The organism is Pseudomonas sp. GM18, from assembly GCF_000282195.1.
In the GTDB taxonomy this organism is placed as follows: Bacteria; Pseudomonadota; Gammaproteobacteria; order Pseudomonadales; family Pseudomonadaceae; genus Aquipseudomonas.
The window spans coordinates 119,748-131,552 of sequence record NZ_AKJT01000028.1 but is presented as its reverse complement, the minus strand read 5'-3'; the positions used below and the strand labels follow the sequence as shown (position 1 = coordinate 131,552).

The 11,805-nt window shown below is 60.6% G+C and carries 13 protein-coding genes; 5 read left to right on the top strand and 8 right to left on the bottom strand.

The window, feature by feature from the left end; all coding sequences use genetic code 11:
* Positions 1 to 110 precede the first annotated feature (110 nt).
* From PMI21_RS20510 to PMI21_RS20525, 4 genes are all read right to left on the bottom strand, one after another.
* Positions 111 to 1,799 carry an ATP-dependent DNA ligase gene (locus PMI21_RS20510; protein WP_007935949.1) on the bottom strand — a complete coding sequence of 563 codons (1,689 nt, stop codon included), beginning with the start codon at positions 1,797 to 1,799 and terminating at the stop codon, positions 111 to 113.
* Positions 1,796 to 2,827, bottom strand: coding sequence for a ligase-associated DNA damage response exonuclease (locus tag PMI21_RS20515; RefSeq protein ID WP_007935947.1), 1,032 nt, complete (start codon positions 2,825 to 2,827; stop codon positions 1,796 to 1,798). The genes PMI21_RS20510 and PMI21_RS20515 overlap by 4 nt, the downstream gene beginning before the upstream one ends.
* Positions 2,828 to 2,992: 165 nt before the next feature.
* The gene (locus PMI21_RS20520; RefSeq protein ID WP_007935945.1) at positions 2,993 to 5,443 is read right to left on the bottom strand and encodes a penicillin acylase family protein; all 2,451 of its coding nucleotides are present in this window, start codon (positions 5,441 to 5,443) and stop codon (positions 2,993 to 2,995) included.
* Positions 5,444 to 5,631: 188 nt separating this feature from the next.
* Positions 5,632 to 6,276, bottom strand: coding sequence for a glutathione S-transferase N-terminal domain-containing protein (locus PMI21_RS20525; protein ID WP_007935943.1), 645 nt, complete (start codon positions 6,274 to 6,276; stop codon positions 5,632 to 5,634).
* Between the two features lie 146 nt (positions 6,277 to 6,422).
* Here PMI21_RS20525 and PMI21_RS20530 point away from each other — a divergent pair, with 146 nt between their 5' ends.
* A complete protein-coding gene (locus tag PMI21_RS20530) occupies positions 6,423 to 6,974 on the top strand; it encodes a cysteine hydrolase family protein (RefSeq protein WP_007935941.1) in 552 nt (183 codons plus the stop codon).
* Positions 6,975 to 7,051: 77 nt separating this feature from the next.
* Here the strand turns inward: PMI21_RS20530 and PMI21_RS20535 are convergent, their stop codons facing one another.
* The 4 genes from PMI21_RS20535 to PMI21_RS20550 all read right to left on the bottom strand — a co-directional run bounded on the left by PMI21_RS20535 (position 7,052) and on the right by PMI21_RS20550 (position 8,924).
* Positions 7,052 to 7,261, bottom strand: coding sequence for an SEC-C metal-binding domain-containing protein (locus tag PMI21_RS20535; protein WP_007906737.1), 210 nt, complete (start codon positions 7,259 to 7,261; stop codon positions 7,052 to 7,054).
* Between the two features lie 5 nt (positions 7,262 to 7,266).
* Positions 7,267 to 7,752 carry an LEA type 2 family protein gene (locus tag PMI21_RS20540; protein WP_007935938.1) on the bottom strand — a complete coding sequence of 162 codons (486 nt, stop codon included), beginning with the start codon at positions 7,750 to 7,752 and terminating at the stop codon, positions 7,267 to 7,269.
* A gap of 193 nt (positions 7,753 to 7,945) precedes the next feature.
* A complete protein-coding gene (locus PMI21_RS20545; protein WP_007935936.1) occupies positions 7,946 to 8,422 on the bottom strand; it encodes a YchJ family protein in 477 nt (158 codons plus the stop codon).
* Between the two features lie 4 nt (positions 8,423 to 8,426).
* Positions 8,427 to 8,924, bottom strand: coding sequence for a DUF6231 family protein (locus PMI21_RS20550; RefSeq protein WP_007935935.1), 498 nt, complete (start codon positions 8,922 to 8,924; stop codon positions 8,427 to 8,429).
* Between the two features lie 178 nt (positions 8,925 to 9,102).
* Between PMI21_RS20550 and PMI21_RS20555 the strand changes: the two genes are divergently transcribed.
* From PMI21_RS20555 to PMI21_RS20570, 4 genes are all read left to right on the top strand, one after another.
* The gene (locus tag PMI21_RS20555) at positions 9,103 to 9,798 is read left to right on the top strand and encodes an OmpA family protein (protein WP_007935934.1); all 696 of its coding nucleotides are present in this window, start codon (positions 9,103 to 9,105) and stop codon (positions 9,796 to 9,798) included.
* Positions 9,799 to 9,888: 90 nt separating this feature from the next.
* A complete protein-coding gene (locus tag PMI21_RS20560; RefSeq protein WP_007935931.1) occupies positions 9,889 to 10,602 on the top strand; it encodes an OmpA family protein in 714 nt (237 codons plus the stop codon).
* A 162-nt stretch (positions 10,603 to 10,764) separates the two neighbouring features.
* Positions 10,765 to 11,043: a DUF1145 domain-containing protein gene (locus PMI21_RS20565; RefSeq protein WP_019580953.1), complete on the top strand. Its 279-nt coding sequence runs from the start codon at positions 10,765 to 10,767 to the stop codon at positions 11,041 to 11,043.
* Positions 11,036 to 11,794 (top strand): collagen-like triple helix repeat-containing protein, encoded by a 759-nt coding sequence (locus tag PMI21_RS20570; protein ID WP_007935928.1) that lies wholly within the window; start codon positions 11,036 to 11,038, stop codon positions 11,792 to 11,794. The genes PMI21_RS20565 and PMI21_RS20570 overlap by 8 nt, the downstream gene beginning before the upstream one ends.
* Positions 11,795 to 11,805 lie beyond the last annotated feature (11 nt).

Below are 11,805 nucleotides of genomic sequence, written 5' to 3'. Positions count from 1 at the left end.
GACGCGGTTTGCCTGATGCACCACAAGTTCTGGTTTTACGACTGCTGCGCAGCCGAACGCAGCCTCGCAGGCTCGACAGCTGCTACAACGGCAGGGCCGCAGAAGTCGGGTCAGGCAAGCAAATCCTGCAACGTCGCCAGGCTGTCAGCTTCCTCCACCGATTTGTCCTGCCGCCAGCGCAACATCCGCGGAAACCGCACCGCAATCCCGCTCGGGTGCCGTTTCGACGGGGCAATGCTCTCGAATCCCAGTTCAAACACCAGGCTCGGTTTCACACGGATCACCGGTCCGGATTTTTCCACCGTGGTCTTGCGTACGATGCTGTCGATCTGGCGGATTTCTTCGGTGGTCAACCCGGAGTAGGCCTTGGCGAAAGGCACCAGTGTTCGCTCGCGGGCATAGGGTGGGCCGTCCCACACAGCGAAAGTGTAATCAGTGTAGAGACTGGCCTGGCGGCCATGACCCTGCTGGGCATGGATCAGCACTGCATCGACACTGAACGGGTCGACTTTCCATTTCCACCACACGCCCGTGTCTTTGTTCCGCCCGACGCCATACTGCGCATCGCGGGCCTTGAGCATCATGCCTTCGACCTTCAGTTTGCGAGAGGCTTCCCGTTGACGGGCGAGGTCGAACCAGTCTTCGCCGATCAACGTGGGCGAGGCAAGTAACACCGGGTTTGCGCAGGTGGTGACGAGTTGTTCGAGCTGAGCGCGGCGCATGGCCTGAGTCTGGTTGCGCAAATCCTGGCCCTGCCATTCCAGCAGGTCAAAGGCCTGGAGGACCACGGGCACCTCATTGAGGATTTTCTTGTCCAGCGTGTGACAGCTGCTGCGTTTTTGCAGCAGGGCGAAAGGCTGCACCGCCATCGATGTTGGCGATTGCCGGTCAGAAGCGCTCCCAGAGCCCGAGGGCGTGGTTTTCCAGGCGACGATTTCACCGTCGATCACCGTGCCGTCGGGCAGGTCGTGAACCAGGCTGCCCAGTTCGGGGAACCGTTCGGTCACCAGTTCTTCGCCTCGCGACCAGACCCATAAGCGCCCATCGCGCTTGACCACCTGGGCGCGGATGCCGTCCCATTTCCATTCCACTTGCCATTGGCTGGCCGGGCCGAGCAGGGCTTCGAACTGCTCGACCGGTTGCGACAACGCATGGGCAAGGAAAAACGGGTAGGGTTGGCCATCCTGTTGGGCGTGTTCATCGGGTGCTTCGGGGGCAATCAGCTTCAGGTAACTGGCGGCGTTCGGGCGGTGCGACGGGTCGGTGTAACCCACCAGCCGCTGGGCCACGCGTTTGCCGTCGAGCCCGGCCATGGCGACCACGGCGCGGGTGACCAGCGATTTGGAGACACCGACACGGAAACTGCCGGTGATCAGTTTGGTGCATAGCATCAGGCCTTGGCGATCCAGTTGCGCCCACAGCGCGGGCAGGCGTTCGGCGAGGATCCGCGGGGGCGCGCTGCGCAGCGGCAGCAGTTTGTCTTCAATCCACACCGCCAGTCTGTCGGTAGACGTGTGAGGCATTTCGGGCAGCACCAGCGAAATGGTTTCCGCCAGATCACCCACCGCCTGGTAACTTTCCTCGAACAACCAGGGCGAGAGCCCGGAACACGCGATTGTCATGTCGCGTAGCACCCGTACCGGCACCCATTGTCGAGGCCGCCCGCCGGCCAGCAAGTACACCGCCCAGGCGGCATCTTCGGGCGTGGCCTGGGCGAAGTAATGCTGCATCGCCGCCAGTTTGGCGTTGCTTGAGGTGGTGGCATCGAGTTCGGCATACAGCTCGGCGAAGGCTTTCATGCCTGCACCTCGACGCTCTCGGGTTCGAGGACTGCGTTGTTCTCGTCGTCGCCGTATTCGGTGGTGAATCCCATGGCGTCGAGGCCCTGTTCGCGCAAATGCCGCACCAGCACTCCGATCGATCCATGGGTAACCTTCACCCGCTCGGCCCCGGACTGTTCGATGGCCCAGAGCAGGCCGGGCCAATCGGCGTGATCGGACAACACGAAACCACGATCCACGCCATGCCGCCGCTGCGTGCTGCGTAAACGCATCCAACCGCTGGCGAGGGCATCGCTGTAGTCGCCGAAGCGCCGTACCCAATTGCTGGTGCCAGTTGCAGGCGGCGCGAGGACCAGAGCTTTGCGCATCATCGGATCCTGCTTTTTTACTTCGCTGGCATAAATCGTTGGCGGTAAATGAATACCGCTCTGGCGATAAAACTGATTGATCGGTTCAACCGCGCCATGCACCAGAATGGGGCCAAGACTGGCATCGATGCCATGAAGAATCCGCTGGGCCTTGCCGAAGGCATGGCAGAGCAGCACGCTGGTTTTGTCGACTGCGGCGTTGGCCTGCCACCACTGATTGATCTCGGCAAGGATCTGCGCCTGGGGTTGCCAGCGGTAAATCGGCAGGCCGAACGTCGACTCTGTGATGAGGGTGTGACAGCGCACCGGTTCGAACGGTGCACAGGTGCCGTCGGGCTCTGTTTTGTAATCACCGGAGGCGACCCAGACCTCACCGCCGTATTCCAGCCGCACCTGGGCTGAGCCGAGCATGTGGCCTGCGGGGTGAAAACTCAGTTTTACGCCATGGTGCAGCAATTGCTCGCCATAGGGCAGCGTTTGCAGGTTGATGTCCTGTCCCAGCTGAGCGCGCAGAATGCCCGCACCCGGCGCCGCGGCCAGATAATGTTGATTGCCACGGCGAGCATGGTCGCTATGAGCGTGGGTGATGACTGAACGCTCGACGGGGCGCCACGGGTCGATATAGAAATCCCCGGGCGGGCAGTACAAACCTTCAGGACGTGCGATAACAAGGTCCATATTGTTACCAGAATGGAGAGGCCTGTTAGCTAGGAGGTTTGCGCGAAGCCAGAAGTTCTATTTATTTTTACAGAGATCAAAAACAAAAGATCGCAGCCTGCAGCAGTTCCTACGGATGGGTGCGAATCCCCTGTAGGAGCTGCCGCAGGCTGTGATCTTTTGATGTTACTTGCCAGGCGTCAGCGTCAACCGCGTCTTGCCATACACCTTGTCAAAGTTCTGCGGCTGCATCGGCAGGCTCATGTATTGACCCTTGAGCCATGGATCGACGCTGTCGAGATAGTGCGGGCTGGCCGGGTTGCCGGATTGGCCGGTAGCGTTCTGGCCCATCAGCGGTTCGGCCTGGCCGAAGTCGACGATAAAGCGCATGGCCGGGGCCTGCGTGGTGTTGAAGTCCTGACCCCAGGCGAATGAGGCGGTGTTGAGCGTGGTGTGATCGCCGCCGGCCGCCAGCGGACCGCGCACGGTCTGGCCGCTGGCGTTTTTCCACTCGTAGCGGTGCAGTTTGCCCCACTGCCAGGCTTTGTGATCGCCGCCCAACTGGCTGTCACCCGCGCTGATCGCGGCCGCCAGGCTACGGGCCAGGATCGCCGGTTTGTCTTCTTTCTGCGCGGTGCGCACGTCATCCCAGAACGGACTGTCCTCACGCCCAAGCAGGTGATCGGCCTGAGCCGCGTAGGATAATTTGCCGTTGGCGATAAAGGCTTTCCACGCCGGGCTGCTTTCCGGGCCCAGTTCGTCGAGGAAAATCTGTTTGGTGCTTTCCTGCAGGAACAACTCGTAAATCGCCGCGTCGGCGGAAGTCGGGCTGAGTTTGCCGTCGAAGGCCATCAAGCGGGTATAAGCCTCGCGAGCCTTGCCGCGATCGGCCACCGGCAACGCTTCGATGGCCTGTTTGAGCGGCTGGGACATGCCCGGCGCTTCAAACATCTTCTTCAGTTTGGCGGCGAAGGTGGTGGTCTGGTCGTATTGCATGGCGATCAGGCTGCGGGTGTCGTGTTTGCCCACGCCCGCCAGTTCGGCCATGCGTTCACCGCGCTCCGGTGCCGACCAGGAATTGGACAACTGCATGCCGTAGCCATGGGGAATGACCCGCTGGTTGGCGGTGCCGAGCCAGCCCTGTGCCGGGTCCTGGTCATACGGATGGAGCATCGGGTCGGCGTAACCGTCCCAGTCGTAGCGACCTTCCCAGCCCGGCGACGGCAGCAAGCCTTCGCCTTCGCGACGGTTCGGGTAGCGACCGGTGACTTGCCAGCCGATATTGCTGGCATCGGCAAATACCAGATTCAGGGCGATGGCGCGGATTTCACGGCTGGCGTCCGACGCTCTCTCGGTACTCTGCGCCCGGGACAGATCGAAAAAGGCGTCCAGGGTTTTGTCATCGGTGAAGTCCGGCGCCTGCAGGGCCAGGCCGAAACCATTCGCCAGCGCCGTGCCTTGGGCGCTGTTGAGCAGTGGCCCGTGACGGGTTTCGTACACCGCTTCGCGAATCGGCCGCTGGCCTTTGACGAAATAGGTTTCGTTGCGCACGATCGCCGGCTGCCATTTGCCGCCCACTTCGTAGGAAAGGCCATTGCCCTGGCGTTTGATTTTTTCCAGGAACACGTCCTGGTTGTCGCCCATGACCGTGGTCATGCTCCACGCCACTTTGCCGTTGAAACCAGTGAGCACCATCGGTAACCCGGCAATGGTTACGCCGGAGGCCTGGTATTTCGGCGCGCGAATCTGCACGTAACTGAACAATGAAGGGACGCCCAGCGGTCCATGACTGTCGCTGGCCAGCAGGCTTTTGCCGCTACGGCTGCGTTGCGGGGCGATCGCCCAGTTGTTCGAAGAGGTAGCGCCCAGCAGATTCAGATCCGACAGTTGACCGGCGGCCTTGCTGATTTCACTCAGCCCCGGGATTTGCCCGGTGAGTTTGATGCCCTGAAGTTTTTCAGCTTCAGCCATCGGCAGTTTTTCGTCGGGAGCGGACGGGGTCAGCCACGCCAGTTTGTCGGTGCTGACAGTCTGGGCCAGCATCAGCGAGGAAATCTCTTCCGGCAGGTTCGCCGATTGGCTGAAGTTCAGCAGGCAGAACATCAGCGCCGAATCTTCCGGTTTCCAGTACTCAGGCTTGTAGCCGGTGGCCGCGAGGTCCGCAGGCAGTTTGTCGCGGTAGCGGAACAGGTAGGCGTTGACCCCGCGGGCATAGACTTCGAAGAAACGCTTGAGGCGTGGCGACGAGGCCTTATACAGCTCATCCGCGCTTTTCTTCAGATTGACTGCACGCATGTAGCGGTCGGCATCGAGCAGGTCCGCGCCGGACATCTCCGCCAGACGGCCCTGGGCCAGCAGGCGCAGAGTGACCATTTGGCTGATGCGGTCGCTGGCGTGCACGTAGCCGAGGGTGAACAGCGCATCGTGGAAGCTGTTGCTCTCGATCAGCGGCATGCCCATGGCATTGCGGCGAACCGAAACGTTTTGCGCCAGGCCCTTCAGCGCTTGCACGCCGGAGGTGGGCGGGAGGGTGTCCTGGGCGTTCCAGGTCTGACAACCGGTCAGGCTCAAAACACCGGCCACTGCTGCGGCAACGCCGAACCGGGGAAGAAAATGTGTAAGGGCTGGCGAGGCCATGGCAAAGCTCCTGCGGGGGTAGTGGCGCGACAAAGGCGCTACGTTAGTGAGCAGGAGGTGGCCGCGCAAGCGGGGTATGGGGTTATTTCAACATTTGTCTGTTAAACCAAAAAGATCGCAGCCTTCGGCGGCGCCCACAGGCGCGTAGGAGCTGCCGAAGGCTGCGATCTTTTGCTCTTGAATCAGGATCAGGACTTCGGCGGGTTGACCTTGGCCACCAGCGCATACGCCTTCACCGTCGCCGGGCGGTCCTGGATGTGGTTGAACCAGCGCAGCACGTTAGGGAAGTCTTCCAGGTTCTGGCTTTGCCACTTGTGGGAAACGATCCACGGGTAGATCGCCATATCGGCAATGCTGTATTCGCCGCCGGCGACAAAGTCATGGTTCGCCAGTTGTTTGTCGAGCACTCCATACAGGCGAGTGGTTTCGTCGATGTAGCGCTTGATTGCGTAGGGGATTTTCTCCGGCGCGAACCGGCTGAAGTGATGATTCTGCCCGGCCATCGGCCCCAGGCCGCCCATCTGCCAGAACAGCCATTGCAGCGCTTGCTGGCGCCCGCGCAGATCCTTGGGCAAGAACTTGCCGGTTTTCTCCGCCAGGTACTGAAGAATCGCCCCCGACTCAAACAGCGACAACGGAGCACCGCCATCGGCCGGCTCATGATCGACGATGGCCGGGATTTTATTGTTCGGCGAGACTTTCAGGAAGTCGGGTTTGAACTGGTCGTTCTGGCTGATGTTGATCGGGTAAACGTTGTAGGGCAGGCCGGCTTCTTCCAGGAATAGCGAAATCTTGTGGCCGTTGGGGGTGGTCCAGTAATACAGGTCGATCATGAAGTACTCCAAATCAAGAGACGTCGTCAGGTTCGGACAGCGACCGCCGGCATTAGGTCGTCCTGTTTGCGTTTGATGGCTTGCCAGTAGGAGGAGGTGATGTTGAAGTGCGGGAAATTCAATGACCTCGCATGAGAAAAGTCGGCATGGAGCTCAAGACAAACGCAGCGCTGATCATCATCGATCAACAAAAAGGCATCCTGCATCCCAAATTGGGCCGTCGAAACAACCCTCAGGCCGAAGAGCGCATTTTGGAATTGCTGGGGCATTGGCGTCGAACCGGGCGGCCGGTGATTCATGTGCAGCACCTGTCACGCTCAGTGGATTCGGTGTTCTGGCCGCAGCAATCGGGGGTGGAGTTTCAGGAGCGATTCCAGCCATCGGTCGGTGAGTGGCTGATACAGAAACAAGTGCCGGATGCGTTTTGTTCGACCGGGTTGGAGGCGAGTTTGCGTGAGGCGGGGATCGATCAGTTGATCATCGTTGGCGTGGCGACCCACAACTCGGTGGAGTCCACGGCGCGAACGGCCGGCAACCTGGGGTTTGAGGCGTGGGTTGTGGAGGATGCGTGCTTTACCTTCGACAAGGCGGACTTTTTCGGCAATGCCCATTCAGCTGAAGAAGTGCATGCGATGTCGCTGGGGAATCTGCATGGGGAATATGCGACGGTCGTGAATACTGCACAGATTTTGGCCTGATGGTGAATATCTGTCCGTCATCGCGAGCAGGCTCGCGATGACGATTCAATAGGCGAAGAAGTTATCCGCCCGAAGCGTTATGCCCCGTGGCACTTCTTGAATTTCTTGCCGTTGCCGCATGGGCAAGGGTCGTTGCGGCCGACGTCTTTCAGGGCGTTGCGCACCGGTTCCTGGTGGGCGTGGCCGCAGTTCGGGCCGTGGACATGGCCATGGTCGTGATCATGGTGGTCGTGATGGTCATGATCGTGGTTGCAGTCAGGGCCATGGACGTGGGGTTGCTGGGTCATCGGGGTCACTCCGGAATTAAATCGGCGGCGATTATCACGCCATTGCGCGCCAGGTGCACGTAGTGCGCGATGAATAAACCGGTTTCCAGTTCACCTTCCAGACGATAGGGAATCGGTTGCTCGGGTTTTTTCAGCAGTTTCACCACGTCCCGAACCCTGGGCCACAGGTTGGTGCGGATCGGCACTTTGAAATAGGCGCTGTGCTTGGGGCCGACGGTGAACCAATGTTCGTGCTCGCCTTCGGTCAGCAGGATGTCCCCCAGATGAATGCGATATTCCAGGGCGCGCACCGTCAGGTCTTCGTCATTGGGGTTGTCGACACGAAAATGCAGCAGGAATTTCTGCTCCAGCAACTTGGCCCGGACCACCTCGACCTTGACCAGATGCACTTGCGGGTCTGGCAGGTCGTTGCTGAACCACGAGGCGCAGCCGCCGAGTCCCAGAAACAGGAGCAGGGTGAGTAGCTGTAATGTGCGCCGCGGGGTAGTCATGGTCGTGTTTCTCCCTTTGTAGCAGCTGTCGAGCCTGCGAGGCGGCGTTCGGCTGCGTAGCAGTCGTGAATCCGGCTGACGCGGTTTGCCTGATGCACCGCAAGTTCTGGTTTGACGACTGCTGCGCAGCCGAACGCAGCCTCGCAAGCTCGACAGCTGCCACGGCCGAACGCAGGCTGCTACAGGGGGCACCTCAAGCGCCGAAATAACTCGCACAACACTTCTTGAATTTCTGCCCGCTGGCGCACGGGCACGCATCGTTGCGCCCGGCCTTGAGTGGCACGGTAGGGTCGATGAAGTACCAGCGGCCGGCGTTCTGTACAAATGACGAACGTTCGCGGTGGCTGTGTTCGCCGCTGCTGTCGTGCCAGCGAGCGGTAAAGGTGACGAAGGCGTGCTCCGGCTGGCCGCCGAAGACCTCGGCGCTTTCCACCTCCAGGCCCAGCCAGGTGCTTTGGGCGCTCCAGTCGCTGATCGACTGGCGATCCAGGCCGGCCTGTTGCGCGGGCAGGGTGGTGGCCACCAGATAGTCGATCAGCCCCAACACATACGCGCTGTAGCGCGAACGCATCAGGACTTCGGCACTAGGGGCCGGATGACCGGCATGGTAATGGCCGCAGCAGGCATCGAGCAGCGTGCCGCTGCCGCAAGGGCAAATGGATGTACTCATTGCGTTACCACCAGTATTTCCCGAAGTTTTCCGGATTGGCCCAGAAGCGTGAATTGAGCCAGTCGGGCACCTGTTTGTAGTCAAGCAGATCGTAGGTAAACAGCGTCAACACTTGATCGTCACGCTGGAAGCGTTCGCTGGCTTGTAAGGCCAGGGAGAAAAAATCCGTCTCCTGCCAACCGCTGGCCGGCAAGTCGGCCAGCACCGCAATGCGACTGGCATTGAGGTTGCGTATTCCGCCGAGCAGATTCAGGCCGTCGCGCTTGGGCAAGTGTTCGAGGCAATCGACCACCAGCGCCAGATCAAACCGCTGCGCCGCTAGTTCGGCCGGCAGTGGCCCGGGCGCGGCAAAGGCGACGATGCTCTCCGGGTGCGCGAGTTTGAACGCCTCGAGCGCGGGGAACTCACTGGCGCCAATCAGCAACAGACGTGCCGGGGCGTAACGATCAAGCAAAGCGGCCAACGCCTGCTGGGGCGTGCGCGAAGAAATACCTGCAATCATCGAAAATCCTCAATCAGAACGCCAAGACTAACGTGTCTTGCAGAGCGGGTTTAAACAAAAAGCGCCGATCTTCCGTGAACATGGGGCAAAACAGCAATGGCCTATTGCTGGCGGAGATTAAAACTCCAGTCTTTACTCCCTGAATCGGTTCTTAGCCGATCCCTCAGGAGAAAACTAGATGAGCATAGTTCGGACAGCATTACCTTTGGTTCTGCTAACCAGTGTGTTGACTGGTTGCGCAGGTTTGCAGAAAACCGACTGGCCGACCTGTGCGGCTGTCGGTGGTGTCGTCGGTGCGGGCCTCGGTGCGACCGAGAGCTCGTCATGGGCGGGCTATGGCGCGCTGCTGGTCGGCGGCACGGCAGCGGCTTATTGCTGGGTGCATGGCGATGGCGACGAAGACGGCGATGGCGTGCCGGACAGCCGCGACAAGTGCCCGCACACGCCTAGAGGCGTGCGTGTCGATGCCGACGGCTGCCCTCCACCCGCGCCTGCGCCGGTGGTCGAAGAGAAGGCGGTGGTCAAGGAAGAAGTCATCGTTATCCGTGATGTTCACTTCCAGTTCGACTCGTCCAAGCTCACCCCGGCCGATAAAGAGGTACTCAACACCGTTGCCACACGCCTGAAACAGGAATCCTCCAGCGCCCGGCTGACCGTGACCGGTCATACCGACAGCGTCGGCAGCGATAAATACAACCAGAAACTGTCGGACAAACGCGCCCATTCGGTGGTGGAGTACCTGATTTCCCAAGGCGTGCCACGGAGCAGTTTCGTGTCTGTGACCGGTGCCGGTGAAAGCCAGCCGGTGGCCGATAACAAAACCGCTGACGGCCGTGCGCTGAACCGGCGTACGGAAATCAAAATCGACCGCTAAACCCCTTGTACTCCGCGGCTTGTACAGTCGCGGATGCGGGTCTTTACTCCTGTGTGACCGGTATGGGCCGGTGACACAGGAGCATTCACAATGAGCGTTCTCACAAGGACCGTCTTGCCGGTTCTGCTGCTTGGCAGCCTTCTGACCGGCTGCGCGACTCACAGCGATGGCACCGCCCCCTTGAATCAACGTACCTGGCCGATCTGCAGTGTTATTGGTGGACTGGTCGGTGGTGGTTTGGGCGCGATCGAAAGTGGCGGTTGGGCAGCGGGAGGAGCGGCGCTCGGTATCTTGACCGGTGGCTTGATCTGTTACGCCCAGGATGGGGATGAAGACGGTGACGGTGTTTTCGATCGACGCGATCGCTGCCCCGATACGCCTGCCAATACACCTGTCGAACATCACGGTTGCCCGCTGCCGCAATATCCGGCCAGCGTAAAACCTGCTGAACCGCCGGTATCCGAAGTCATCACCCTGAGCAGTAATGTGTTGTTCGCGTACAACAAATCCGACCTGACGCCCGAGGCGCGCAGCGAGCTGGATTCGTTGATGCCCAAATTGCAGAGCGCCGATGTGGTGAGCGTCAAGGTCGTCGGCCATACCGACAGTCAGGGTTCGGACGCCTATAACCAGAAGCTGTCGGAACGTCGTGCCAGCAGCGTGGCGGCCTACCTGTTGAGCCGGGGGCTGGCGCCGAACAAACTCACCAGCGAAGGACGGGGCGAAACCCAGCCGGTAGCCGACAACGACACGGAAGAAGGGCGGGCAAAAAACCGTCGTGTGGAGTTGCACATCAATCGCTAGGCTCCATGATCAAGAGGCCCGTGATAGAGCTGTCGGAGGGCCATCAAGGTTGATCCGGCGGCCATTCGATGCCTTTCGGAAGAATTTTCCGTTGCCCTCTGGCTTATCCCGCGTGTAAGCCGTTACTGTGCGTGCAAATAATAATTCTCGACGGGGGAGCGTATGAAGGTGTTTTGGGGGCTGGGGAAGTTGTTGACCCTGCTGTTCTGGTTGGTGGTGCTGGTCAATCTGCTCATACCGTTTGTTCATCCACTGCACCTGTTGGTCAATCTGGCCGGCAGCCTGTTGGCGCTGGCTCATCTTCTGGAGCTAGTGTTCTGCAACCGCAGCCTCAAAGGTCGAGCCCACCCCTGGCGTGATCGCCTGAAGATTGTCTTTTTCGGCGTTTTCCACCTGCAAACCATTCCGGCCCCGGCCACTGCGAAGGCTTCCCATGCGTAAACTCTGTCTGCTCGCCGCACTCATCAGCCCATTGGCCTGCGCTCAGGTGGTGAGTGTTGAAACCAACTCGCTGATGCGCTTGCCCAACACCGCCAGTTCCTTGCAACTGGAACGACTGGAAGTCGCCGATTACGGCACCTTGCTGATTCCCTCGAACGTGACCGAAGTGACGGTTGGCGAGCTGCATCTGGGACGTGAAGCGCGGATCGCCATTGTGCCGAGCGAACAGGCGCTGGCATTGAATGTCAGCCGGGCCGAGTTGGCCGAAGGCAGCCAGATCACCGCGCGGGGCGCCCCCGGGACTTATCTCAAGGCTGCCCGCTCCGGGCGCAATCTGAATTTGCAGATCAAAGCGCTGAAGGCGCCGCAATTGTTGGTAGACGCTCGCGGTGGCGCAGGCGCCCCGGGTTTTGTCGGCCTCGACGGGGCCAACGGTCAAGCACCGGGTTGCACCTGGGGCCAGGCCGGTCGCGGTTTCGATGGCAGTGACGGCAGCGACGGCCAGCCAGGTGCGCCGGGGGCGCTGGTTCGGCTGGAAGTGCCACGTGACTATCCAGCGGAGCAGATCAAGGTCGAGGTAGCGGGCGGGGTCGGTGGCGCAGCCGGACCGGGTGGCAAACCGGGGGCGGGCGGCAAGGCCAAGGGCTGCATTGTCTATAAAGCCGACGGCGGCAAGAGCGGTCGCCCCGGTGTCGACGGCCAGCCAGGGCCGGCCGGGGCAGCGGGTTCAGTGAGCATTCAGCGGTTGTAAGCAGTTTCTGA

Excerpts from the sequence above, each read along its gene's own strand:
- PMI21_RS20570 (WP_007935928.1), top strand. The coding sequence starts at position 11,036 with ATGCGTAAACTCTGTCTGCTCGCCGCACTCATCAGCCCATTGGCCTGC.
- PMI21_RS20560 (WP_007935931.1), top strand. The coding sequence starts at position 9,889 with ATGAGCGTTCTCACAAGGACCGTCTTGCCGGTTCTGCTGCTTGGCAGC.
- PMI21_RS20545 (WP_007935936.1), bottom strand. The coding sequence starts at position 8,422 with ATGAGTACATCCATTTGCCCTTGCGGCAGCGGCACGCTGCTCGATGCC.
- PMI21_RS20540 (WP_007935938.1), bottom strand. The coding sequence starts at position 7,752 with ATGACTACCCCGCGGCGCACATTACAGCTACTCACCCTGCTCCTGTTT.
- PMI21_RS20525 (WP_007935943.1), bottom strand. The coding sequence starts at position 6,276 with ATGATCGACCTGTATTACTGGACCACCCCCAACGGCCACAAGATTTCG.
- PMI21_RS20535 (WP_007906737.1), bottom strand. The coding sequence starts at position 7,261 with ATGACCCAGCAACCCCACGTCCATGGCCCTGACTGCAACCACGATCAT.
- PMI21_RS20550 (WP_007935935.1), bottom strand. The coding sequence starts at position 8,924 with ATGATTGCAGGTATTTCTTCGCGCACGCCCCAGCAGGCGTTGGCCGCT.
- PMI21_RS20565 (WP_019580953.1), top strand. The coding sequence starts at position 10,765 with ATGAAGGTGTTTTGGGGGCTGGGGAAGTTGTTGACCCTGCTGTTCTGG.
- PMI21_RS20510 (WP_007935949.1), bottom strand. The coding sequence starts at position 1,799 with ATGAAAGCCTTCGCCGAGCTGTATGCCGAACTCGATGCCACCACCTCA.
- PMI21_RS20520 (WP_007935945.1), bottom strand. The coding sequence starts at position 5,443 with ATGGCCTCGCCAGCCCTTACACATTTTCTTCCCCGGTTCGGCGTTGCC.
- PMI21_RS20555 (WP_007935934.1), top strand. The coding sequence starts at position 9,103 with ATGAGCATAGTTCGGACAGCATTACCTTTGGTTCTGCTAACCAGTGTG.
- PMI21_RS20515 (WP_007935947.1), bottom strand. The coding sequence starts at position 2,827 with ATGGACCTTGTTATCGCACGTCCTGAAGGTTTGTACTGCCCGCCCGGG.
- PMI21_RS20530 (WP_007935941.1), top strand. The coding sequence starts at position 6,423 with ATGGAGCTCAAGACAAACGCAGCGCTGATCATCATCGATCAACAAAAA.